The 25,202-nt window shown below is 42.4% G+C and carries 22 protein-coding genes and 2 pseudogenes; 4 read left to right on the top strand and 20 right to left on the bottom strand.

Annotation, left to right across the window (positions count from 1 at the left end; translation table 11 throughout):
* The first annotated feature begins 87 nt into the window (after positions 1–87).
* The 3 genes from DW981_RS09785 to DW981_RS09775 all read left to right on the top strand — a co-directional run bounded on the left by DW981_RS09785 (position 88) and on the right by DW981_RS09775 (position 3,351).
* Complete coding sequence (locus DW981_RS09785) at positions 88–1,509, top strand: HAMP domain-containing sensor histidine kinase (protein WP_118507584.1); 1,422 nt, start codon at positions 88–90, stop codon at positions 1,507–1,509.
* 3 nt (positions 1,510–1,512) lie between these two features.
* Positions 1,513–2,454, top strand: coding sequence for a hypothetical protein (locus tag DW981_RS09780; RefSeq protein ID WP_118507583.1), 942 nt, complete (start codon positions 1,513–1,515; stop codon positions 2,452–2,454).
* Between the two features lie 135 nt (positions 2,455–2,589).
* Entirely contained in the window at positions 2,590–3,351 is a 762-nt protein-coding gene (locus DW981_RS09775) for a M15 family metallopeptidase (RefSeq protein WP_118507582.1), read from the top strand.
* Positions 3,352–3,414: 63 nt separating this feature from the next.
* Here the strand turns inward: DW981_RS09775 and DW981_RS09770 are convergent, their stop codons facing one another.
* The 7 genes and pseudogenes from DW981_RS09770 to DW981_RS09740 form a co-directional block, all read right to left on the bottom strand.
* Entirely contained in the window at positions 3,415–3,744 is a 330-nt protein-coding gene (locus DW981_RS09770) for a cupin domain-containing protein (RefSeq protein WP_022024317.1), read from the bottom strand.
* A 61-nt stretch (positions 3,745–3,805) separates the two neighbouring features.
* The gene (locus DW981_RS09765; protein ID WP_118507581.1) at positions 3,806–4,231 is read right to left on the bottom strand and encodes a hypothetical protein; all 426 of its coding nucleotides are present in this window, start codon (positions 4,229–4,231) and stop codon (positions 3,806–3,808) included.
* A gap of 111 nt (positions 4,232–4,342) precedes the next feature.
* Positions 4,343–4,755: pseudogene (locus DW981_RS09760) on the bottom strand (aminotransferase class I/II-fold pyridoxal phosphate-dependent enzyme); the annotation flags it as partial.
* Positions 4,756–4,993: 238 nt separating this feature from the next.
* Positions 4,994–6,478, bottom strand: coding sequence for a methyl-accepting chemotaxis protein (locus DW981_RS09755; RefSeq protein WP_118507580.1), 1,485 nt, complete (start codon positions 6,476–6,478; stop codon positions 4,994–4,996).
* Between the two features lie 207 nt (positions 6,479–6,685).
* Positions 6,686–6,961: pseudogene (locus DW981_RS09750) on the bottom strand (DMT family transporter); the annotation flags it as partial.
* A 20-nt stretch (positions 6,962–6,981) separates the two neighbouring features.
* Positions 6,982–7,383, bottom strand: coding sequence for a hypothetical protein (locus DW981_RS09745; RefSeq protein WP_118507579.1), 402 nt, complete (start codon positions 7,381–7,383; stop codon positions 6,982–6,984).
* A gap of 64 nt (positions 7,384–7,447) precedes the next feature.
* On the bottom strand, positions 7,448–8,806 hold the full coding sequence (locus DW981_RS09740; protein ID WP_243034714.1) for an MATE family efflux transporter: 1,359 nt from the start codon (positions 8,804–8,806) through the stop codon (positions 7,448–7,450).
* A 386-nt stretch (positions 8,807–9,192) separates the two neighbouring features.
* On the opposite strand from DW981_RS09740, the gene DW981_RS09735 reads away from it, so the two are divergent.
* Entirely contained in the window at positions 9,193–10,242 is a 1,050-nt protein-coding gene (locus tag DW981_RS09735) for an AI-2E family transporter (protein ID WP_022024621.1), read from the top strand.
* 73 nt (positions 10,243–10,315) lie between these two features.
* Here DW981_RS09735 and DW981_RS09730 read toward each other — a convergent pair whose 3' ends face one another.
* The 13 genes from DW981_RS09730 to DW981_RS09675 all read right to left on the bottom strand — a co-directional run.
* A complete protein-coding gene (locus tag DW981_RS09730) occupies positions 10,316–11,002 on the bottom strand; it encodes a hypothetical protein (protein ID WP_118507578.1) in 687 nt (228 codons plus the stop codon).
* Complete coding sequence (locus DW981_RS09725; protein WP_118507577.1) at positions 10,933–11,292, bottom strand: hypothetical protein; 360 nt, start codon at positions 11,290–11,292, stop codon at positions 10,933–10,935. The genes DW981_RS09730 and DW981_RS09725 overlap by 70 nt, the downstream gene beginning before the upstream one ends.
* Before the next feature lie 66 nt (positions 11,293–11,358).
* Positions 11,359–12,384: a GTP-binding protein gene (locus tag DW981_RS09720; RefSeq protein ID WP_118507591.1), complete on the bottom strand. Its 1,026-nt coding sequence runs from the start codon at positions 12,382–12,384 to the stop codon at positions 11,359–11,361.
* A 63-nt stretch (positions 12,385–12,447) separates the two neighbouring features.
* Positions 12,448–12,993 (bottom strand): TrmH family RNA methyltransferase, encoded by a 546-nt coding sequence (locus tag DW981_RS09715; RefSeq protein ID WP_207663998.1) that lies wholly within the window; start codon positions 12,991–12,993, stop codon positions 12,448–12,450.
* Positions 12,994–13,049: 56 nt separating this feature from the next.
* Complete coding sequence (locus tag DW981_RS15930) at positions 13,050–13,175, bottom strand: hypothetical protein (protein WP_279220189.1); 126 nt, start codon at positions 13,173–13,175, stop codon at positions 13,050–13,052.
* Between the two features lie 3 nt (positions 13,176–13,178).
* Entirely contained in the window at positions 13,179–13,637 is a 459-nt protein-coding gene (locus tag DW981_RS09710; RefSeq protein WP_118507575.1) for a chemotaxis protein CheX, read from the bottom strand.
* Positions 13,638–13,652: 15 nt separating this feature from the next.
* Positions 13,653–14,678, bottom strand: coding sequence for a peptidyl-prolyl cis-trans isomerase (locus DW981_RS09705; protein WP_118507574.1), 1,026 nt, complete (start codon positions 14,676–14,678; stop codon positions 13,653–13,655).
* Positions 14,679–14,687: 9 nt separating this feature from the next.
* Positions 14,688–18,317: a transcription-repair coupling factor gene (mfd, locus tag DW981_RS09700; RefSeq protein WP_118507573.1), complete on the bottom strand. Its 3,630-nt coding sequence runs from the start codon at positions 18,315–18,317 to the stop codon at positions 14,688–14,690.
* 15 nt (positions 18,318–18,332) lie between these two features.
* Positions 18,333–18,899: an aminoacyl-tRNA hydrolase gene (pth, locus tag DW981_RS09695; protein ID WP_118507572.1), complete on the bottom strand. Its 567-nt coding sequence runs from the start codon at positions 18,897–18,899 to the stop codon at positions 18,333–18,335.
* Between the two features lie 128 nt (positions 18,900–19,027).
* The gene (locus DW981_RS09690; RefSeq protein WP_118507571.1) at positions 19,028–20,170 is read right to left on the bottom strand and encodes an HD domain-containing phosphohydrolase; all 1,143 of its coding nucleotides are present in this window, start codon (positions 20,168–20,170) and stop codon (positions 19,028–19,030) included.
* 34 nt (positions 20,171–20,204) lie between these two features.
* A complete protein-coding gene (gene hprK / locus DW981_RS09685) occupies positions 20,205–21,161 on the bottom strand; it encodes an HPr(Ser) kinase/phosphatase (RefSeq protein WP_022024631.1) in 957 nt (318 codons plus the stop codon).
* Positions 21,162–21,286: 125 nt separating this feature from the next.
* Positions 21,287–23,149, bottom strand: coding sequence for an excinuclease ABC subunit UvrC (gene uvrC, locus DW981_RS09680; protein ID WP_118507570.1), 1,863 nt, complete (start codon positions 23,147–23,149; stop codon positions 21,287–21,289).
* A gap of 28 nt (positions 23,150–23,177) precedes the next feature.
* A partial coding sequence (locus DW981_RS09675) for a methyl-accepting chemotaxis protein (RefSeq protein WP_118507569.1) occupies positions 23,178–25,202 on the bottom strand: 2,025 nt, incomplete at its 5' end.

Below are 25,202 nucleotides of genomic sequence, written 5' to 3'. Positions count from 1 at the left end.
CTTGAAGTTGACATTGCGGAAGTGTAAAACGATCATCAAAATGACAGGTGACGGTTTAATGTCAACATGGAGGGAGCATAAAACAATATGAAATTTTATTGGAAAATTTTTATCAGTTTTTTTATCTTGATCGCAACTGCTTTTAGTATTTGCGGAACCTGGATGATTTCTGCGTCCTTTCGAGCTTCCTATCATCGAGAGATTGAGTCCGGCAACAGCAAAAACGAAATGGTCCGCATGTCTCTAGGCAATATTGTCGGCTCTATGCCTGCGGATTATTTTACTAAACACAAAAATGCCATGAAAGAGATCTGTTCATCCTTTGCGGTAAGTTTTGGAGGGGATTCCGATTTTTTCACAATATATAATGACCAGCGAAGCGTTGTTTACTCCTCCGGAAAACCGCAGAACAACGATGTCCTCTTTGCTAAAGCAGGGAAAAACAAGTCCGCACGCGAAATATATAAAAGTAAAGATACGTATTATTTACGTATCGTAAGCTATACGATATTACCAAGCGATCTGAAAGGTTATTACGTAGAAACTGTTACAAATATCAATAACATTTATTTGCAGCGTCAGGAAATGACTCGCATGTACCACTATATCATGTTTATCATATTGGTGTCCTGCATGATCCTTTCTCTGGCTTTGTCATATTTTTTGACATATCGCGTGCGTGTCCTTTCGGCTTCCACGCGCAGTTTCGCAGATGGCGATTTGAATAGTCGTGTCCAAGTTCATGGACAGGATGAAATTGCTACTCTGGCGGCTGATTTTAATCGCATGGCTGATAGTCTGCAAGAAAAAATTGATGAGATATCCATGCACGCCAAAAATCAAGAAGCATTTACGGCAGCGTTTGCACACGAATTAAAAACGCCGCTCACTTCCATTATCGGCTATGCCGAGTTATTACGCACGATGGATCTGTCGCAGGAAGAAAAGTGGCAGGCGGCAGACTATATCTTTTCACAGGGAAAACGCTTGGAATCCTTGTCATACAAACTGTTGGATCTATTTGTTCTGCAACAGCAGGAGCTTACCTTCGCACCGGTTTCATCGTCAGAACTTACCGATGCAATCGTTCCAATGATGAAACAAAATCTTGCAGCCAAAGACGTGATGTTATCAATGCATCTCGCTCCTGCAACGCTATATGGCGACAAAGATCTACTCTTATCACTGCTTATCAATCTGATCGACAACGCCAGAAAGGCTTCCTCGTCTGGCGATACGATCACTGTGCTTGGTTATTCCGACAATGACTATTACTGCATCAGCGTACAGGATACCGGCAAAGGAATTCCTGCAGATGAAATCGACAAAATCACCAAACCTTTTTATATGGTAGATAAATCCCGCTCCCGCAAAGAGGGTGGAGCCGGGCTTGGTATGTCGCTTTGTTATGAGATCCTGCGCCTTCATCATGCGCAGTGGCATATCGAAAGTGAACTTCATGTCGGTACAACGATCACTATTACCATCCCGCAAACCGGAAAGGAGTAGCATATGAAAAAACAGTTGCGAATTGTATTAACCTTTTTACTGGTGGCTGCATTTTTTATTACTGCAGAAATCATTCCTGAGATCACGAATCACCTGACTGACCAAAAAACGACCAATACCATTACGGTTTCACATGGTTCCACTCAGACTACACCCACCAAAGTCAATCTGTCTTACAAAGAGCGTCTCGCTATTTTTTCATCCGAAACGATCGCTGTCTCGGAAATTTTGACAACGGTAAAGGCAGAAACTTTGACAGAATATGATGAGTCATTTTTTGAGAAACTGCAAAAACAACTTCATAAACTTTACTCCTTTCACCTTATTCCCGACGATCTAACGGTGAAAGATCTGGAAAATATGTTTCAATCCGCCACTTATTTATCCATCCGTAATTATTTGGAAACGGACAGTTTCTGTGTTTGGGAACTTTCTTTCTTGAAAGAATCTAACAAGCAATCTTATTCTTTGCGTTTTGATGTAGAGCAGGAAAAAATCTACTATGTATCAATGGGAAACATACCTATAAAAGAGATTTTGACAAAGTCCGATCCGACACAGTATAATGCAGTCCCATTAATGGGACACGTAGCTGCCTCCCACATTTTGCAAGGAAACGACAGTCCAATGCAGTATCAAGCAACACCTATGGGAGAAAGCAAAAAATCTCTTTTGTCCGAAAAAATTGACCGCTACGCTAAGCGTCTTCTAAAATACTATGGTGCTTCGATAAATCGTGATGTTTCCGCACAGTATTCCAGTGAAGATGACTATAAGGAAGCCCACTATTATTTTACAATTAAATCTTACAAATACAACATCCCGGTTACCATCATAACCTCGCAAAACTATGCGGGTATTGAGAATTATCTCACATTCTCTTTTGGTAACTTCTATTCAGATTTTATGACTTCTAATGGTACATCACAGATGGTCGATGGTTAATGGGATAGGATGATAACTCCCTTGTGTTGCGAATTTGTAATGATACAACTTAGATACCTTTTCTTGCAAAATCGGATGCAATCTTTTGTTTTAATAAGAATATAAAACAGGATCAGGCAAGGAGGAATTTATAAGATGAGGTATAAAAGAAGTCATTTGATCGGATTATTTGCAGCACTATTAGTGCTGGTTACTATTTTAGGGGGAGGAATATTGTTGGTGATCAAGGAAGATCACGCATCTGCCGGATCTACGGAAGGCGCTGCTTATCATTTTCAGGGAACAGATCAACCGCAGGCCACGCGCAGCCATAAATACCACACAAATCTCAACCACAAGCAAACTCTGATCTTAGTGAACAAAGATCATGCATTACCAAAGGGCTACTCGGTCCAACTCAAAACATTAAAAAATGGCATTCAGGTTGCCAAAGTGATATATCCGCATCTTCGTGATATGTGGTTTGACTGTGAAGCCGCTAATCCTAATTATTCTATCAATGTCGTAAGCGGTTATCGTACCCGTCAAAAACAAACAATACTCCTTTCCGAGGAAATCCGCAAAAATGAGCGTACCGGAATGAGTTATCGTTCCGCTAAAAAAGATGCTTTGCGAAGTGTTGCACCTGCCGATTATAGCGAACACGAAACCGGACTGTGCGTGGATATCACCGCTTCTGATCATCTGCAGCTTGACAGAGGGCAGGCACAAACCCCGGAAAATCAATGGCTGCGTAAACACTGTGCCGATTACGGCTTTATTCTCCGTTATCCAAAACATAAAGAAAAAGTTACCGGCTATATGTACGAATCTTGGCATTTTCGCTATGTTGGCAAAAAAGCTGCTAAAAAGATCATGCGTGAAAAAATTACGTTAGAAGAATATCTTCAGGAATAGACAAAATGCTCCCATCTTTTGGGAGCATTTTGTCTAAATCTTTGCCATCCTCTTGAGACAATACTAAAATACCACTACTAACAACATCTTAAACTGCTCTTTGCCGTATACCGCATGTGGATGTTTTGCGGGCATTACGATCGACTCTCCTTCGTGCAGCTCATATTCCACACCATCAATCGTAATTTTTCCAACTCCATCCAAACAGGTTACAAACGCATCTCCACCGGATTCATGGGTACTAATCTCCTCGTCCTTATCAAAGGCAAACAATGTTACACTAAGCGCATCGTTCTGTGCAAGCGTCTTGCTGACTACCTGTCCTGCCTGATAGGACACCTGTTCTTTCAGTACCATTACCTGTGCCTTGTCCATGTTTTTGATCATACTCATCGCTTTTTCCTCCATTCTTTTTTCTTTATTACGTTATTATAACCACATTTTTAATTAAACACTACTTGGAGGCATCTACAATTTTTTGCACCTCCTCTTCTGAAATAACTAATTTCTCCGCGATCTCCGCTACAGTCATATGAAGTTCCTCATATAAAATCTCAACTTTTCCTTCAATCTTTCCTTCAATCTTTCCTTCAATCTTTCCTTCCCGGAAGCTGGCTCTTTCCAGTCCCGGTATCTCTTTTCGTAAGGTTTCTTCGCCACTGATCCTATGATTCCTTTTGACTTCTCTTACCAGCTCATCCTGTTTCTTGATTCTTTTTTGCATCTGCTCCTTTTTGTGCTGATACTCCAACAGATCAATTACATTTTCAAGCAGTTCCTCCTCAAAACGCATCATATTTCCGGATAATAATGATTCTTTGATAAATTTTTCAATTTTAGTAGTGTCTTTTTCGATAAATTCGATTATACTGTTATACATGGGGCAGTTCTCCTTTGCGTTTTTTGTTTCGTCACTTAAAACTTTATACAAAGGAACTGCCCCTTTCAATATTTAATTTTCCGAAAACTTAATTACGCTAACCGGGCACTCTTAATATGAACGAAAACATTCCTTCATTTTTTCCAGACGACACAAAGCTTCGTCCAGAGTTTTCTTTTCCCGTGCAAAATGCAGCCGGATCAGATGATTGACATCCTCTTTGAAAAAGCTGGAACCCGGAACTGCTGCCACGCCAATATTTTTGATCATCCATTCACAAAATTCCAGATCTGAGAATCCATGAAACTGCGGAAGTTCCAAAAAGTCTGATATATCGATCAGCACAAAATACGTTCCCTGTGGTACATTATGCTTCAGACCAATTTTATCCAGTCCCTTTAGAAAATAATATGTTCATACACTTCATCCGTCACAACAAATGCATCATATCTGACTGCCAGTTCACCGATTGCCATCAGCTCATCCCTGCGAAAAACTTTTCCGCACGGGTTCGATGGATTACAGAATCCGTAAAGGTTTGTACTCTTTTACTTAATTCAGGCATTTTTATCTCCTTCCTGATGCAACAGCCTCAATCACTTGAAGCTTTTTTACGACCTTGTTTGTCCTGCCCGTTTTCTCCATTGTTCCATTCTATCTCATTTTCTACAATATTGAATCGTTTAAATTCCGGAATGGAAGCATTGTAATATTGTTCAAGAATAGATGGGTCTTTCGAAGGGAGTACAGCATATTTTCTCTCTAATAAATATCCTTCGTCTCAACAGAAGCTTTTAATTCATTGGCATGCTCATATATATTGTTGAGTATTATTTTACATTCCTTCATGCCCTCTACCGTGGAATCTGATACCTTGATGCCCTCCGCAGATGCAGCCGCAACCTCTTCTCCTGTTGCCGACAGATGTGATATATTATCCGATATCACTGACGTTGAATCAAGTATTTTATTGATGCTCTGCTCTGCAACATGTATGCTTGACATCAGCACATCCATTGTATTGCCTACTTCAACAAATGTTTTTTCTGTTTCATCAATAAGTGCGTTCTGTTTATCAACGGATAACACAGATTCATTGATACTCTCGTTCGCTTTTTGGGTATCTTCGTTCAGTTTCTGTATGATATTTGTAATACTTTCAGAAGCCTTCTTGGTCTGTTCCGAAAGCTGACGGATTTCCTCCGCAACGACCGCAAACCCCTTTCCCGCTTCTCCTGCGCGGGCTGCCTCAATCGACGCATTCAGTGCAAGAAGATTTGTCCTTGCGGATATATTAACGATATCACCAACAAAATTCTGTACATCATTAACCTTCTCTGTAAGACCACTTATTACATCAACAATGATATTACTTGCGTCCTGTACATTCTGTGCCTGTTCTTTTAATTGACCAACAACCACCTTGCTGTTATTTACCGATTCATCTGTCTTATCAGATGCACTTATCATCTGATTAATTTCTTTTTCCGCCATATCCGTGTTTTCCTGAATCTCAGAACACATAACCGCCTGTCTCTGGATTGCCTCTGCCGTACTTTCCGTGCTGTCTGCGATATCCCCCATAGAACTGTGGCTGATATCTATACTTTTCTCAAGTTCATTCAGCATAGTCATCGCTTTTTCAAACTCGTCAGAAATATTATCCGCAATAGCAACCATTTTCGTATTGCTTTCATTCTGTTTTGCAGCCGCCTCCTCAATCTGGGATACCTTCTCGCCAAAATACTGAATCAATATATTCGCTATATTGATCGATATGATCGTCACAAGAATGATTACAAGGATAGCTAATACCCTGCTTGATAACAGTTCCGAATTGCTACTGTCAAAATCCTTTATTAATCGCACAATATTTGCTAATATAACTAAACCATTGGCACAATACATCAATCTTTTATTAAGATAAACCATAACGGAAATAATCATCGGAATTCCATATGTCCACACGGTATCCGTAGAATTCAGTAATACAACAACAACATATCCAATCGCTATATTTACTGATAATAGAACCTCACATATATATGTTTTCTTTTTCATTATGTATGCTGCGATTGATGCAGTCATAACAATCAACGCTGTGATAAACTGTATTATAATCCTGCCTGGCTGTTCTCCCTTTGAAACTCCTAATGCCGCTAAGACTGTTACTGCAATAAACCCAAATACTATCAGAATCGTGATCAGTACCATCCTGTTTGCTCTCTGATATTGATTTTCTGTCATATTTTTCCTCCTCGTTCTCCTTATAAATTTTCCTATACCTTCATAACCTTGCGTACAACAAATAATTATTTCTGTTTACTGTATCATACCAGTTTTATTATATCGCAGATTATGTTGATTTCAAGATTTTTTTATCGGCACCGGTCACTTTTTCTATGTGAATAAAAGAGAATACCCCATTTATATGCAATCCATTTGACGCACTTTTCATTTTGTAAATCCATTTTTAGTCCTATTTCTTTCCGGCTTATACTCCGACAGAAATAATCCTATCAAAGTAAGTACCGTTCCTATTCCGGCTAATAAGGTCAGTTTCTCATGTAAAATTAGTACAGAAGTAATGACCGTTATCACCGGAACCATATAGATATAAACGCTTGTCTTTACTGCGCCCAACTCTTTTACTGCAAAATTCCATATCACAAAGCAAAGCGCAGAAGCTCCCAATCCCAAATACAAAATATCTACACTACTCTTTTTTATCAGTTTCACCAAATCCTTCTTCATGGACTTCGCATCTTCAGCAGATTTAAGTCTGAAACGTCCTTCCAATGAGATACATTGGCATTTTCTGATTGAAATAAAAACGTACCTATTGTTTTGAAGGGCATGAAATTAATCCTTCCATTTCCCCACCTATCACAAATAAAATAAAATTTCCCACTGGATTCTATTCCCATATGCATGTTTGGCAACATAGTATAGCCCAATAAAGTAACCATATAAGTCAATGTAACACAATACAATATTTCTTTGCCGATATGCACTTCCTTTTTCATCATTGCCAAATAAATTCCTTTTAATACGATATAAACAACCGCAACAAGAAACGCTCTTTGAACAGCCTCCTGTAAATATAATTTAATCAGCATAACCTTCTCCCCTCCCCTTAATACACCTGTCATTGACACATTCTTCTCTCATCCAGATGCAGCAGATCATCCGTCTGCTTCTTATGATATAAGCAGATCATTGATATTGTTTCTTAGCTCTTCTATATAATACAAAAAATACCGGAATAAGGAAAGCATCTGCAAAAATCCATGCGAGATCATTTGCCATACAAACACCCATAAACCCGATCATACTTACTACAAGCGTACCAGCCAAGGTTCTTGCCGCCATTTCAAACACCCCGGCCAATATAGCGATCGCCGAATACCCCATTCCCTGTATCGTAAAACGAACTGTATTCACTAAGGTAAGCAAAGAATATCCGGCTGTTGTTACGATCATATACTGATACGCATATTTTACGGCTTTCACTTCCTTTGCACTAAGAAATAATAACGTCATCGGCTTTCCAAACAATAAAACAATGACAAACAGTACCGCAGACACCCCAAATCCCATGAGAGAGGCTGCCAAAAGTCCCTTACCAATACGCTTCGGTTTGCCGGCTCCCATATTTTGTCCAACGTATGGTGCCATTGTCTGTCCCAGTGCCTCGATCGGACAGGATACAAAATTACCAAGCTTAGTCGCTGCCGTCACTCCGGCCACCACTGTAGAGCCAAAACCGTTCACTGCTGCCTGGATCACAAGTGTTCCTATCGCTGTGATCGAATACTGCATTCCCATCGGAATTCCAACCGCACATAAACGTATCATATACTTTGGCAACGGTTTCCACTCTTCTTTCGTTCCCCGCAGGATTGGAAAACGCTTTCCAATATACCACAGACAACACAACCCGGAGATTCCCTGTGCCAGCACAGTCGCAAGTGCAGCTCCTTTGACGCCCATACGAAATACAATGATAAATACGAGATCCAGTCCAATATTGAGGACAGATGCTAATGCCAAAAAGATCACCGGCGTTTTGCTGTCTCCCAAAGAGCGGATCAGTGCCGCCAATATATTATACAGAAAAGTGCATGGTATTCCTAAAAAAATGATCAACATATACCAATATGTATAGGAAAAAATATCCTCCGGTGTTTTCATAAAGCGCAAGATATCTCCGCACAAAATTGACACGATCACCGTCATAACAACAGAAAATGCAAGACAAAGCCATGTAGCATTCGCCACAAAACGACGAAGCGCAGAATAATCCTTGGCACCAAGTTTCTGTGCTACCGGAATGGCAAATCCATTGCATACACCAATACAAAATCCAATCACCATAAAGTTTAACGACCCTGTCGCACCAACTCCAGCCAATGGTTTCATTCCTAAAAATTTACCAACGATCATTGTGTCTACCATGCTGTAAAACTGCTGAAACAATAATCCTAAAAACATTGGAACCGCAAATTCCAAGATCAATCTTGCCGGTGATCCTTCGGTCAAATTTTTTGTCTGTTTCTGTGTCCTTTCCATCATTTCAATTCCTCCCAATGAAATAAATGCATCGCTAACTCAAACTCCACCTACCAAATGCACACAATCGGCATTCCCCGATTCTATAATAGGATTAAGGTGTCAAGATTTCAGACCTTCTGACACTTTAATCATAATAGGCAAAAAAAAAGGACTGCAGCGTACACAGTCCTTAAAGGAGAAGGTATGAAAAAAAAATCTAAGCTACCAGTGAGTCGACATTTACTCTCTGATATGGTTATTATTATAGGGTGGAATTATGAACGTGAAATGTTATAGTTATTAATATTTTGTAAACATTATTTTTTGTATGAAATCATTGCTTTTGTACACACTAAATAGAGCACTTCCGCCGTCTAAAATTGCGTTTACAGAAAGGAGGATCCGTTATGAATGCACATCCTTTGCTTCGACAACTGCTTATTATTACATTTATATCGGGTGCTGTTCTTTTGTCCTTCAAATACGTTTTACCCCTTATTTTCCCGTTTTTATTCGCATATACACTGATGCGGAGCTTAATGCCTATCGTCCTATTTTTACAAAAAAAATGTCATCTTCCAAAGTGGCTGGCGGCAAATGGCACCTTACTCTTGATCTCTCTTGCCTTTTTGGGTGTTTTTTTGCTGATCGGATGGCTTTTATTTCAGCAATGTAAACTACTTCTCACAAATTTGTCCATTTATCATCAAATTTATACAAAATCCATAGAATCCTGTTGTCATAATATTTTGCAACATTTGGATTATTATTTAGGTCTACAAAAAGGTAGTTGCCTAATATTTGCTAAGGAACAGTTTCACAATCTGGATCCGTCATCATTTACAAACCTCTATCAAAATATTGGCAGGATAGCGCTGCAATGTATGGGAAGCTCCATGCGAGTATGCGCATTTTTGCTGATCGTTATCGTCAGTTTCATCGTTTTGTGCAAAGACTATGATCATTTGCATACTATGATCCACAAAAATCGTTATTTTTCGGTTTTGTCAGAGCTTGGGCATACCATGTGGAATACCGGATTTGCCTATATGCGAAGTCAGCTCATCATTATTGGCTGTAATTGGGCTATTTGCACAATTGCTTTTCTGCTCATCCGCAATCCATATTGTATCGTGATCGGTCTGTTTATTTCCATTTTTGATGCATTTCCTATTTTGGGGAGTGGGATGATATTGATTCCATGGGGACTTGTAAAATTATTTCATGGTTCTTTTTTCGCGGCCGCAGTTCTGCTTACTGCATATTTATTAACAGTATTTACGCGTGAATTATTAGAAGCAAGGTTAATTGGAAGTAACTTAAATACACTTCCTTTTTTTACCCTTGCTTCCATTTACATCGGTATTTCATTGTACGGTGTGTGCGGCATCTTTCTCGGCCCATTTGCGGTCGTGCTGATCCGCTCCATCTATCAGATATGGATGCGCAGTGCCTAAGAGCTTTCGACACATCCGAGCTGTTAAGCTACAACTTGCATATATGCAGAGCCTCTATAAACTGCTGCCTCACTTAATTGAAATAAACAAGCTCCTCTTTTGGCTTGTCTGCCGCTTCCACCTGCTCTGCATAAAAGACAGGACCTTCCTCGCCATATTCCTTCATGAATTTGTATTCAAATCGGGCCGTCACGGTAACATACTGCTTTGCCTTAAACTCTGACCAATCATCTGCTTTGCACAGAAATCCCATATACTGTACATCGTCTGCACAGCAGGTCATCGCAAAACGTCCAAATACTGCAAAGCCTGCCGGAATCCCCTTTGGCTTCTGGATCAAACCTGTTACCTTCAACGTCTTATTCTGATATGTTTCCGGATGGTCGATCATGTCAATATACCAAAGTCCAAAATCATCGTCACTAATTTCAATGACATCTGCATTGACATCAAACGGCATCTGATCTTTCATCTCATAAAACTCATCCTGTGCTGATTCATAGACAATCTGCGCCCGCGGATTGACCGCTTTTATGCTTCCACGGATCGAGTTTTTATTCGTCTTTTCGACGGTGCAACGGTTAATGATGATCATTTCTGCCACGCGGAACTGATCTACCATCATAGATGGCATATTTTTCATATATAAAGCAAATGTTTCATCATTGACTACATCTATCGTCTGAAAGATCACTTCACGATCAAAACAAATTTCTTCCATATCATCATACAATTCCGGAATGTGCTTTGTCGGCCACATACCGTTGTATTCAATGATGATGCGGTCCGGACGGTGTTTTTCAAAAATTTCTGAATGATCTTTCCATTAAATGCTTCTTCGTCTTCGATGTATTCCACAACGCAGTTGGCCTTCTCTAACACGTCCGGTTCGTATTCTAACTCGCCCTCTTCGCATGCCAAGATCATCGTTTTGATCTTGTCGTCAAACATATCATCCACGACAAGGTCACGGATCAGATTCGTCTTACCGGCTTCCAAAAAGCCCATAATGACGTATACCATCATCTCCTCTTTCTTCTTACCAAACATTCAAAACCTCCATCAACTCTATGTTTAGCTTCCATTTGAAATGGAAGCCGTAAATCGTAGTCCTCTTTACGCAACGTGGAATAATTCTTTGATCGCATCTTCCTTCAAGTCAGCACCGATAACACAAATACGTCCTGTAAAGTCGGCTGCTCCGCGGCGAATTTCCGTCTCTTCCGGTACCAGATCAAAGTGGAACCACTCTCCTTCTGCTGCCGCTACAATACCCTTTGCACGTAAAACGTCACCATAGTCTTTCGTCTCAGCTAACTTGTGCAAAATCTCGGTAAGCTCTTCCTCCGTAAACTTGTGCGCTGTCTCAACGCCCCAGCTTGTAAATACATCATCTGCATGATGATGGTGATGGTCATGATGATGTCCGCATCCACACTCACCGTCGTGATCATGCTCGTGGTCATGATGGTCGTGATCATGATGATGTCCGCATCCACACTCGCCATCGTGATGATGTTCATGCTCCTCTAACAGCTCTTTTTCCAAAGAATTAACCTTTTCCATAGCCTCTACGATATTTTTACCCTGAATATCATCCCATGGTGTTGTAATAATAGATGCTTCCTCGTTTTTCTCACGAATCATCTTCAGACAAGCATCCAGCTTGTCGGCTGACACATTCTGTGTACGGCTCAAGATTACTGTTCCTGCGTATTCGATCTGGTTGTTGTAGAACTCACCGTAATTCTTCATATACATCTTGCATTTCGATGCATCTACAACCGTTGCCGTACTGTTGATCTGTACTTCATCACCAATATTTTTTACTGCTTTGACCACATCAGACAACTTGCCAACTCCGGATGGCTCAATAATAACACGATCCGGACTATATTTTGTAAGCACCTCTTTGAGTGCCTCTCCAAAGTCACCAACCAAAGAACAGCAAATGCAACCGGAATTCATCTCTGTAATCTGGATTCCTGCCTCTTTCAAAAATCCACCATCGATACCGATCTCACCGAACTCGTTCTCGATCAAGACTAACTTCTCACCTTCAAATGCTTCTGCGATCAGCTTTTTGATCAACGTCGTTTTACCTGCTCCTAAAAATCCTGAAATAATATCAATCTTTGCCATTGTCTCATCAATCCTTTCTATCGTCATTTGCATTTGCCTCTAACTATCATTATAACAAACCTGTCAACTCTCAAATTGCTGTTTCGTTGTCTCATACATCGCAATACTCGCCGCGATCGGCAGATTCAGACTGTCGATGCGATTGGAATGCGGAATGATCACACTTGTCCCGATCTGTGCAAAGCGATCCGGCAGTCCGGTCGCTTCGTTACCAAAAAGCAAAGAAAACGTCCCCTGTGGTCTGATCTCATGCAGACTTTTCTTGGCATCCAACATAAATGGATATAATTCCCGTTCACCAAACTGTGCCTGATATTCATCAAAATCCTCAAAGTAAACAAAGTTTGTCGAAAAAATCGCCCCCATGGACGCTCTTACCACTTTGGGGTCAAAGGCATCCACTGCCGGACGTATGATCGCCATCTGATTCAAACCAAATCCTAAGGCGCTCCGCATGATCGTTCCCATATTGCCGGCATTAGAAGGATTTACCAAAACTATGTGGGATGCTGTTTTCTCCAGCTGCCCTTCATATTTCGTAAATTCTCCGATCACGTAACAATTTTCTTTTTGAGACAATACGTGAAATATTTTGTCTGTCTGAACCATTTCTATACCGGCATCCCTGCACAAACTACGCAGCTTGTCTAATGTTTCCCCCTCTTTCATGCCGGAGTGATATATACCCTCGTCACCTTGTCCGGCTGAAAGCGCAACAGTTCAAATGTCAGCGTTATACCTAATGCATAGGAAACCGGGGAATCCTTGCGGTATCTCTTATATCCTGCCATCTTTTATCCTTCCTGTTCAATGCGTACATCGATCGTCATATCTCCAATTTCTGTTGAAAAAGGAATCGTAAACATTTCCGTTGCCGCACCATCATAACTTGCACCAACACAATAATCCGGTGGTGTAATATCAATCATAATATTATTATTTGCAAATACCGTCGCCGCATTGCCCGCCACCATATTTCCTAATTCCGAAATTGCACTCTGTCCGATCGCATCAATGGCATTGACCGGCATCATCATCATTTTAGATACGACCCCAAGTGCTGTCTGTGGTTCAAAATTAAGCAATACTTCTCCCGAAAGCTGACCTACCAGCCCGAGACGGATCAAAGAATTTTCTTCCGGGAAACTCTGTTGTCTAAGAGATGGTGTCCCTATTTTTAAATCCAACATACACATATCTTTCATCACTTTGCACACAGATATGATAAATGGATTGACATGCTCTGCTTTCAAACTTTCTCCCTCCCCTTACAACTGGAAATAATCCCAAAAATCTTCACTGATATTAACATCGCACTTATTGAGCCAGATGTTATATTTCTTTTGGAACAGGCGATTCTGGCGTTTTGCAATGATAACTTCCTTGCGAGCCTGTGTCGCATCCTCTTCCTTGTCATTGACGCAATATATAATATAATATCCCTGCGTTCCCTCTACAACACTGCTCACTTCACCCTTTTTGAGGGCTAACGCCGCATCCAATGCCGCTTTCTCCAATTTGGTGGAACTTTTGCCAACCACCAGTTCCTGCGTTGTTGCATCGGTATTATCTTTGGCCAATGTCAAAAAGTCTTTCGTCTTAACTGCACGAAGCTGCAGCTGTTCTGCCCACTTAAGAGCCTGTGCCTTGGCTTTCTCATCCATATCGATCTTCTGTCCGGAACTTCCGATCCCTTTCGTCATGATCTCGATATACTGGATCGCAGCCTGCCTTGCTTCCTCATCTGACACGTCGGTGTTTGCCTTGTCAGTAGCCACATAAAACATTTTATTGGCAAGCACGTTTTCTTCATACAATTTACTAAGTCCCTGAACGGATAAATAATATTTCTTTTTATCACTGTCAGACACCTTTTCCATGATCTTTTCTGCCTTTTGCATTGCCTCGTCTTTCTCATCATTGGTAAGTGAAACTTCATTACGATCCGCTGCCTGCGCGATCACTTTAAGCTGTGTTACCATATTGACGATTTCCTGCTTTGCCTGAGCACCCACTGTTTTATTGCCGCCCAGCGAATAGTTCCATAGCTCACTTCCAAAATTGCCCTCATACTGTCTTTTTAATAGGTAGGCATAGTTCATCATCTCGCTATATTCTACACCGTCACTGCCCACTGACATAACGATCGAATCCTTATTCGGTGTTCCTGCCGCAAGCTTTACCTTTTTTGTGCCGATCTTGGAATTGCCACAGCCCGTGCATACTCCTGCCACGGCAATGCATATACTTAAACCAACTGCCATCCATTTACTTTTCTTTATCATAGTCACCATGCCTTTCCGTTACTCCACGACTTTTCCGATCTCACGGATCAACTGATTCACTGTCTGGAATAATTTTTCTGCTGTCTCCTGCTTACTTACTGTTTTGGAAACAGACGGTACCTTCACCGCAGCAGGGATCCTTCCGTATCCGCTGCGATAACTTTTGCCTGCCGGCTGTGGTTGTGGTTTCATCGTGTAAATAAAATAGGATTGTTCTTCCTTTTTGGCCGCCTGCACCACCTTAAAAGCGCCCTCATACGATTCTACCATTTTTACAAGGTTTACGGAAGAGATTTTTGCGTTTGGTTTCAGATAAAATCGAATTTGGTTCGTTTTTTGCACAATTTGTGTGATTCCGGCACGGTGTGCTTCCGCTTTAAGCAGTGCCACACGCAATAAATTCTCAGCTGCATTAGGCAATTCTCCAAATCGATCGATCATTTCTTCCTGCATATCTGCATATTCTTCCGCATTTTCAATCCCGGCGATACGTTTGTACATATCCAGCTTTTGAAATTCACTACGAATATAAGTTGCCGGAATAAACGCATCCACTTGCAGTTCCAAACTGGTCTCAAACGGTTCCTCTTCCGGCTGTTCGCCTTTCAGTGTAAGTACCGCCTCATTGAGCATTTTACAGTACAGATCATATCCAACCGCTTCCATATGCCCGGACTGCGCTTCACCAAGCAGATTCCCGGCTCCGCGGATCTCCAGATCCCGCATCGCCACTTTGATCCCGGAACCCAGTTCCGTGTATTCACGGATAGCGGCCAGTCTCTTCTCCGCTACCTCTTTGAGCATACGTCCTCGCTGATACATCAAAAACGCGTATGCTGTACGATTTGATCTTCCGACACGACCGCGAAGCTGATAAAGCTGTGACAGCCCCATCTTATCGGCATGATCAATGATGATCGTATTTACATTCGAAATGTCTAATCCGGTCTCAATAATCGTCGTTGCTACCAAAACATCTATTTCGCCGCTGATAAATGCCATCATGATCTTTTCAAGTTCTCGCTCACTCATCTGCCCATGCGCAAATACAACATTGGCATCCGGCACCATTTTTGCTACTTCTGCCGCCACCTCTGCAATACGGGCAACGCGGTTATACACATAATACACCTGTCCGCCTCTTCCCAATTCGCGATTGATCGCCTCACGAATGATCTCATCATTATGCTCCATCACAAATGTCTGTATTGGCAGACGGTCTACCGGTGGCTCCTCTAACACGCTCATGTCCCGAATGCCGGTCAAACTCATATGCAGCGTTCGTGGGATCGGTGTTGCACTAAGCGTAAGGACATCAACATTTCCTTTCATCTGCTTGATCTTTTCCTTGTGTGTCACACCAAATCGCTGTTCCTCATCAACGATCAATAACCCCAAATTCTTAAATTCCACGTCCTTAGACAGCAGACGGTGTGTGCCGACAATAATATCAACCTGTCCCTTTCGCAATAGATCTATCGACTTTTTTTGCTGTGCCGGAGTACGAAAACGTGATAACATCTCAACTTTGACCGGAAAGTCTCCGAGTCGTTCGCACAATGTGTTGTAATGCTGCTGCGCTAAGATCGTAGTTGGAACAAGCATCGCTACCTGCTTTCCATCATTTACCGCCTTAAATGCCGCACGCAATGCGATCTCTGTTTTGCCATAGCCAACATCCCCGCAGATCAGCCGATCCATGATCTTGTCACTTTCCATGTCCTTTTTAACGGCGGCAATGGCTGTCAACTGATCTTTGGTCTCCTCAAATGGGAAAACCTCCTCAAATTCCTGCTGCCACACAGTATCCGGACTATAAGCATATCCTTTTTGTTCTTGTCGCTTGGCATATAACAAAACCAATTCTTTTGCCACTTCCTGCACAGCCTTGCGCACGCGTGTCTTGGTCTTTTTCCATTCCGGCGATGACAAGCGGTTTAGTTTCGGCTGCTTCGCCTCACGCCCGGCGTATTTCTGCAACAGATCCAGTCCCGATGCAGGAACATATAGATTTCCGCCGTCTCCATACTCAATCTTAATATAGTCCTTCGACACATGGTCGACTGTAATCTTTTCAATACCTTTGTAAATACCAACTCCATGATTCTCATGGATCACATAATCGCCAACGCTTAACTCATTAAAGCTCTGTATCGCTTTTCCATCGTATTTTTTCTTCTTGACATTACGCCGTTTCTGCTTTGTGCCAAAAATATCACCTTCCGTCACAACAGCAAACTTCGTCATCGAATAAACAAATCCATGACGCATAAATCCATACGATACCATAACCTGTCCGGCTTCCAACGGCATATCCGGCTTCTCATGATAAAATGCCGGAATTTCATATTCTCCCAAGTCTTTACTTAAACGCTGCGCACGCGTCCGAGATCCACAAAGGAGCAGTACACGGTATCCATTCTTTCTCCAGCGAAGCATATCGTCTACAAGTAGTTCAAAATGCTTATTATAGGACCCCACCGGCTGTACCTGTACATTCACCTGCGCCCTGCTCGCAAGCTGCTTTGGCAGTCCATCCAGCAAAGACAAAATAACAAGCTGCTTGTTCTGCAGCAATCCAAATAAAGGATCCATTCCCTGCAAGATCTCCGGCTGCTTTGGCAAAAGATAGCCTTTCTCCAATCTGCTTTCCATACTGTCACGAAACTCTGTTTCCACCGCCTGAGCTTTCTCATAACAGCGGGATGGCTCATCTAAGAAAAAGATTGTCTCCTCCTCTGGCATAATATCAAAAAAGGACAATGTTTCCACCGGAAAATAGGGCAGGTAGGCTTCCAACCCAATACGGCTCTGATATTGTTCGTAATCATTTTGTATTTCCTGTAAATGGTCATTTAACCGATTCACTTCTTCGAATTTTTTCGCTTTTTTTAATTTTGTGCTGATCTTTGCTGCGTCTTTCGCCATTTTTGTAAAACCATCGGCAATTTGCTCAGTAGTCAAAATTAATTCCGATGCCGGAAAGATGGTAAACTCTGCAATGCGTTCAATTGAGCGCTGACTCTCCACGTCAAACGAACGGATCGTGTCAATCTCATCATCCCAAAACTCAATACGATATGGGCAGTCCTCCGTTACCGGAAATACATCCAAAATTCCTCCGCGCACAGAAAAATCTCCAGGCATCTCAACCTGTGCCTGTCTCACATAACCCATATTGACTAGATTTTTGCAAAGAGTCTCAAGATCATATGTCTCCCCTTCCGCTACCTGCTGCTTCGCCTGCTCATAGATCTTTTGCGATAGTACGAACTCCATGCCGGCATCGATCGAGGTGACAATGGTTCCCCCCTTGCGATCCAGTAATGCCTCTCTGACTTTAAGTCTCTGTGTGCTAAGTGCATTACCATGTACATCAGCACTAAAAAAAATCACATCTTTCGCCGGATAATACATAACTTCCCGGTCAAACATGCGATAGTCTTCTGCGATTTCCCGTGCCCTCAACTCATTCGCCGCAATGATCACTTTCCATTTCGGAGACTCACCGGTAAGCCCATAGATCCATTGGCACTTTTGTGATTCGATGCATCCCGATATCTGCAATGGGAATTGCTGCTTTTGTATTGCCTCTTCGGCATTGCGGTACGCCGTAATCTCCGCCAAAGGCGCCAATAATGTTTCCATCACTGCCCCAACCTCTTACTTTCCGTTAAATTGATTCATCGCCGCTTCAACGCTGTCTGTCAAAATAGTCTCACATGCCTTTACCGTCTGCTCCAGCGCAGTACGGATCGTCGGCTCTTCCTCTGCCGGGAATCTCCCCAACACATAGTCCGCCAGATCCCAGCCTGCCGGTTTCTCTCCCACGCCGATCCGGATCCGCGAAAACTGCTGCGTCCCCAAATGCGCAATGATATTCTTGATTCCATTATGTCCACCGGCACTTCCTTTGGCACGTACCCGAAGCTTTCCCGGAGCCAATGCGATATCATCATAAATGATGATCAATTCCTCCTCGGGATCGATCTTATAAAAATCCACCAGTTCGCGTACACTCTCACCACTAAGATTCATATATGTCTGCGGCATCGCCAACAGCACTTTATTCCCTGCGATCATTCCCTTACCGCATACCGCCTTGTGTTTCTTGATGTCCATCGAAATGCCATAGGCATCGCTGATCGCCGTAATCGCCGAAAATCCAATATTGTGTCGTGTTCCGGCATATTTACGCTCCGGATTTCCTAATCCTACTATAATATACATTGTTAACCTCGTTTCTATGCTGTCTGTTATTACAATCGCACAATCTCCTAAGCCGGGTTCAGCGATACTGCCTTTTTCTCGCTGCCCCCGGCTCTTATATTGCTATTTGTTTGTTGTGTCGGCTATTGCTAGTACGTCTTATTATCACGGTACTCCCCAATATGTACCGCCTCTCCACTGTACTGCTTTAACATATCCATTCCCATTACATGACGATTATCCATCGTGCGCATAATGTCTTTGATCTGCAATTGTGCAGCGACATGCGGTGTACTCAGATTATAAACCTGATTATCCCTGAATGAAAGTACATAAGGCTGCAGCACATTGTACATGCCAGGAATAATGACTAATCCCTTATCACCGTTAGTCAGCTCTACACATACACCCGGTTCCAAAATATTAATACTGTGAATCAGCGCCTGTACCGCAACACGATCGTATCCATTTCCGGCATCTAATAGAAAGCGAATCGCCTGCACATCTGATGTTGGCTCCTCTTGTATGTTCATTGCCGTCAACTGGTCATAAATATACGCTGTACGCAATATTTCAACCTCCGGGATCTTCTTCTTTTCCATTTCATCATCTTTGCCGCCGACATGAAAGATTCTTCGCAATGCTACTGACAATATCATCTTGACACCGGCATCAAGCGAATAATCTCTGCTAAACATCTGATAAGCCGCCACATAATACGTATTGATCTTTTTGAGATCTTCTTCTGTCAATTCCAACTGCGATTTGCGTCGCAATCCGATCGGGATCAATAAGGTACCTATATCATGCAGTACTGCTGCTGTCACCAGATCTGTCTGGTTTTTCTCGGACAAATTCATCCGCTTTGCCATCATCGCACAGAGCAGCGCTGTGTTCAGTGAATGTTTATACACATAATCTTCCACGCTGCGAAGATTTTGGATGAAATTTATCTTGTGGTCCAAAGAACCATACTTCTGAACAAGCTGCGTCACAAACGTATTCAACTTTGCAGACGGTTTCTGTTTGCTGACTGCATCCAAGATCTCTTTGATCGCAAATACTGCCATCGTCTGATAGCGTTCAAACTCAATATCTTCTGCTGACATAGGTGGTACCGGCTCCGCCGGCTCTAATACATAAATACCGATCAGTCCAAAGTTCTGAATACTAATGATTCCCTGCTCTGTCAGTCTGGAATCTCTTTCGTACAACATAACTCCATTTTTGTTGTATATTGGTTTTGCCAAACGCATCCCTTTTTTTAATTCATCTGCTTTTACAAAAATCATGACAGCCCTCCTATCTACGCATTAGATCTGCGCTTTATTTATTTTTTTCTGCTAGATTGTTCGTTACTCGGTTATACAGCTCCCAAGCTGCGTTATAACCCATCTTTTTCTGTCTGTGGTTGACTGCTGCCGACTCACAGATGATCGCAATATTACGACCGGGGCGGATCGGAATAGAGTGGCACACAACCTTGTTGCCAAGAAATTCCGTATACTGCTCCTCCAGGCCAAGACGATCATAATCCTGTTCTTTATTAAATTCCTCAAGCTTAATGACCAGATCAATATTCTGATCATCCTTAACGCTCTCTACACCAAACAGTGATTTTGCGTCAATAATACCGATACCACGCAATTCGATAAAATGTCTCGTAATGTCCGGTGCGCTGCCGAGCAATGTGCTCTCATTGATTCGTTTGATCTCTACCACATCATCCGAAACCAGACGGTGTCCTCTATGAATCAACTCCAATGCGACTTCCGATTTACCGATACCGCTTTCTCCCATGATCAAAATGCCTTCTCCGTAAATATCTACCAGCACGCCGTGAACCGTACATCGCGGTGCCATATTATAGTTAAGGCACTGGATCAGATCCGCCATAAATTCATTCGTAGCACGCTTGGTACGTAAGATCGGCACTTGATATTTCGTTGCCAATTCGATCAGACGGTCATCCACCGGAAGGTTACGGCAAAAAACGATACATGGTGGTTTGGTCGACTTCTCACTGCCACACATAATCTCTTCTAACATTTGGACACTGTATTCTACACCTTTTTGCTCCATATAAGTATATTCCACCTGCCCGATGATCTGAATCCGGTTAGAATCAAAATAGTCAAAGAACCCTGCCAATTGCAAAGCCGGTCGATTAACATCCGATTGCGTCACTTTCACGTCATCAATAGGTACATTCGGTGTACAGTTTTCTAATTTTAATTTGTCTACTAAATGTGTCAATGCGACACTGTACTCTGCATTCTGCATATTCTACCAACCTTTCTAACCATAGTGCACATTCCCTGCATTCCGCAAATTTCTGCCACCCTGCTGCAAATTCCTATACAGCTTGCTGACAATCCCTGTCAACTGACAGAAAATCATCTATTTTGTTATGAGTCTTTCTTATGAAAAAACTCATATACATTTTGTGCTGCCTGTTCATTCATGGACTCAACTTCAGCCAATTGCTCTACGGAAGCTGCCTTGATCGCATCAAGTGAAACAAACCGCTTCATCAACTGTTTGCGACGCTTCGCCCCAATCCCTGCAATGTCATCCAATATGGATCTGACTTGCACTTTACTACGTAAAGAGCGGTGATACTCAATGGCAAAACGATGCACTTCATCTTGAATGCGTGTCATTAAATGAAATCCTTCACTGCATGTATTGACCGGTATCTCACTCCCCTGAAAATACAATCCACGGGTGCGATGCCTGTCATCTTTCACCATGCCGCAGACCGGTATCACTATTCCGAGCTCCCTCAAAACAGACTCTGCAACATTCACTTGGCCTTTCCCGCCATCCATCATGATCAAATCCGGGAACACCGTAAAGCCTCCCGTTACTTTTTCCCCTTGATCTATCTGTTGTCGTTCCTCCAGACCGTGACGAAATCTTCTTCCAAGCACCTCTTCCATGCTGGCATAATCATCCGGACCTTGCACCGTCTTAATGCGGAACTTACGGTAATCGCTGCGCTTCGGCTTTCCGTTTTCAAAAACAACCATAGAGCCAACCGACTGAAATCCACTGATATTCGATATATCATATGATTCCACCCGCTTTACTTCAGACATGCCTAACAGATCTGCGATCTCCTGCATTGCCCCTAATGTACGTTCTTCTTCTCTCCGCAGCTTTTCTGCATCTTGCGTCAAAACCAACGCTGCATTCTTATGCGCCAGCTCGACTAAACGCTCTTTCTGTCCCTTTTTGGGTGCAAGAATAGATACCTTTCCACCACGGCGTTCCGACAGCCAATCCGAGATCAGATCTTTTTCTTCTAATTCATATTCTACCATGAGTTCTCGCGGAATAAAAGGTGTTCCTGCATAAAACTGTTTGATAAACGACTGCACTAACTCTTCCGGTGCATCACCGTCTATCCCTTTTAAATGATAATGATCCCGACCGATCAATTTGCCCTCGCGAATAAAAAACACTTGAATGACCGCTTCCAGATCAGTCTGCGCCATAGCGATCACATCGCGGTCAACCCCGCCAAAATCTGTAACTTTCTGATGCACTGCAACTTTTTTGACACTGGCGATCAGATCGCGGCAAGAAGCCGCTTCTTCAAAGGCAAGTTCCTCGACTGCTTTCGCCATCTTTGCTTCCAGCATTTCTAAAACCTCTGAGAAATCTCCTTCCAAAAGTTTCAATGCCTTGCTGAAATTTTGCTGATACTGTTCCGGAGTCACATATCCCTGACATGGTGCCTGGCACTGCTTAATATGATAATTCAAGCACGGTCGTTCTTTACCGGTATCTCTTGGCAGCACACGATTGCATGTTCGTATCTGATAGATTTTATGAACCAGATCCAACATATCTCTTGCAGACCCTGCACTGGTAAACGGGCCAAAATATTTACATTTATCCCGCCTCTGCTCCCGCGAATAGATCAACCGCGGATACTCTTCATATACGGTTGCTTTGATAAACGGATATGTTTTATCATCTTTTAACATCGTATTATACTTTGGACGATGCTCCTTGATCAGGTTGTTTTCGAGTACCAGCGCCTCCACCTCGGAATCCGTAATGATATACTCAAAATGATCAATCTGCGAAATCATTTTTTCAATCTTGGGCGATACTTTTCTGCTCGCCTGAAAATACTGTCGCACACGATTTTTCAAACTAACCGCTTTGCCCACATAAATAATAGCATCTTTTTTGTCGTGCATTAAATAGACGCCCGGTTTGGCGGGCAGTTTTTTTAACTCTTCCTGCAAATCAAACATGGGCGTCTCCTTAAAATTCTAATTCAAATTACAGTTTAATCTTCTTTACACTCTGGTCTAACTGATAAGCGATCTCCTTCAAACCTGCTGCACTATCAGATATGTTCGCCAATGTGTTGCTGACTTCCACAACTGATGCAGATGTCTCCTGACTGCTGGCTGCATTCTGCTCAGCAATAGCAGAAAGATTCTGCACGACATCAACGACCTTACTTCTGGAATCATCCAAACTTTCTGTTCGTCCGGAAATCGTACCAACACCTCCGATCGCCTTCTCAACACCTTGGTAGACATCCGCAAAGCGTTTCTCTGTCTGCTGCATCTTATCGCTCTGAACAGCCATGATCTTTTGTACTCCCTGCATAGTATCCACGGCATGCGTCGAGTCTTGTATCAAAACATTTGTAATATCATCAATCTGTTTGGCTGAATCATTTGACTGCTCTGCCAGCTTCTGAATCTGAGAAGCAACCACAGCAAAACCACGTCCCTGCTCGCCGGCACGTGCTGCTTCAATAGATGCATTCAGTGACAACAAATTGGTCTCTTCTGCAATTGATGCGATAATATCTGTCGCTGCCTTGATCTTCTGCGCGGAAGCATTCGTAATATTGGTCTGCTCATAAATCTCATCGATGGAAAGCTTGGTCTGGTCATTCACTTCCATCAACTCTTTCAAAATGGACATTGCCTGATTACTGGACTCTTGCATCTGCTTTGAATTCTTATGTAATGCTTCTGCAACGGAATTCGTTTCTTCGATCATATTGCCCATCGTAATGACATTTTCTGTCGCACTCTGTGTCTCATCAGCCTGATTTGTCGCGCCACTGGCGATATCACCCACAGCACTTTCTACCTGCTCGATCGCACGTGCTGTATGGGTGGCATCTTTATCCAAGCTTTCAGACGCATTGAACAGACTATTACTTTGTGCCTGAATGTCCTGTATCATCAGAACCATTTCTTTACGAAGCGATGCAACTGAACGGCTCATCATGCCGGTTTCATCCTTTCGCTTTAGCAAACGTTCTGCAGCCTTGTTTTCTGTAAAGTCCATTCTGGACATCTTTTCCACAATTTTTGAGATCACGATCAGCGGTCTTGTCATTCTGCCCGTGATAAATGCTGCCAAAAATGCGAATATAACAACAACAATAGCAAATGCTACCACTCCGGTCTTTATCATATTGTTGATCGGTGCTAAAATGTCATCCTTATCCGCTGTAATGACAAGAACCGTCGGCTCTTTTTTGGTGACATAATATGCTGCCATCTTTGCTGTTCCTTTATATTTATACTCAACAACACTTGTCTCAGGTCTAGATCCCATCTGAATATCTTCTACGACCTTTTTGATCCTTGCATTCTCTACCGGTTGTCCAACCTTTTCCCCTTCCGGGTGGCAAAGCATCATGCCGTCGCTTCCAGATACAATATATGCATAACTGGAATCAACGCCCTGCAAAGCTACATTACCAAATGTATTCTTCATAGAAATTTTATTGTTCAGGTTACCTGCCGCAATAAATTGATCCAAAGAAATACCGTTCGCAGTTACCATATCGTGCATGTAATGCTCCGTCTCGGTTTGAATTGCCGATTCTGCTTCAGGCACTACGATCAACAGCATGATCGCACCGGTCAGCACAACTGCCAGAATCACAAGTATAGACACTCTAAACTTCAATGAAGATACAAAGCCAACCTGCTGCGCTCTCGTCTTCTCCTGCTCAGCGACTTCCTTTGCTCTTTCTCCGAGCTCCTTTGCCTTTTCTGCAGATTTCTCCGCAGACTTCTTCACCTTCTCCGCAGACTCTTCCGCTGTTGCTTTCACCTTGTCTGCAGCTTTCTTAGCTTTCTCTATCTTGGCGGCTTCTTTCGCCTGCCTCTTCTCATTCTTCTTGCGTTGTTTTGCTAAACGCTTCTCTTCTTTTCTTTTCTGTTTATCAGTCTTCACTTCATCTATCGCTGGTTCTTCCACCGCATCTGTAGTCTTCACTTCATCTATCGCTGGTTCTTCCACCGCATCTGTAGTCTTCACTTCATCTGC

Origin of the sequence: Clostridium sp. AM49-4BH, assembly GCF_003478335.1 — a bacterium.
In the GTDB taxonomy this organism is placed as follows: domain Bacteria; phylum Bacillota; class Clostridia; order Lachnospirales; family Lachnospiraceae; genus Butyribacter.
This window is presented reverse-complemented; position numbering and strand designations above follow the sequence as displayed.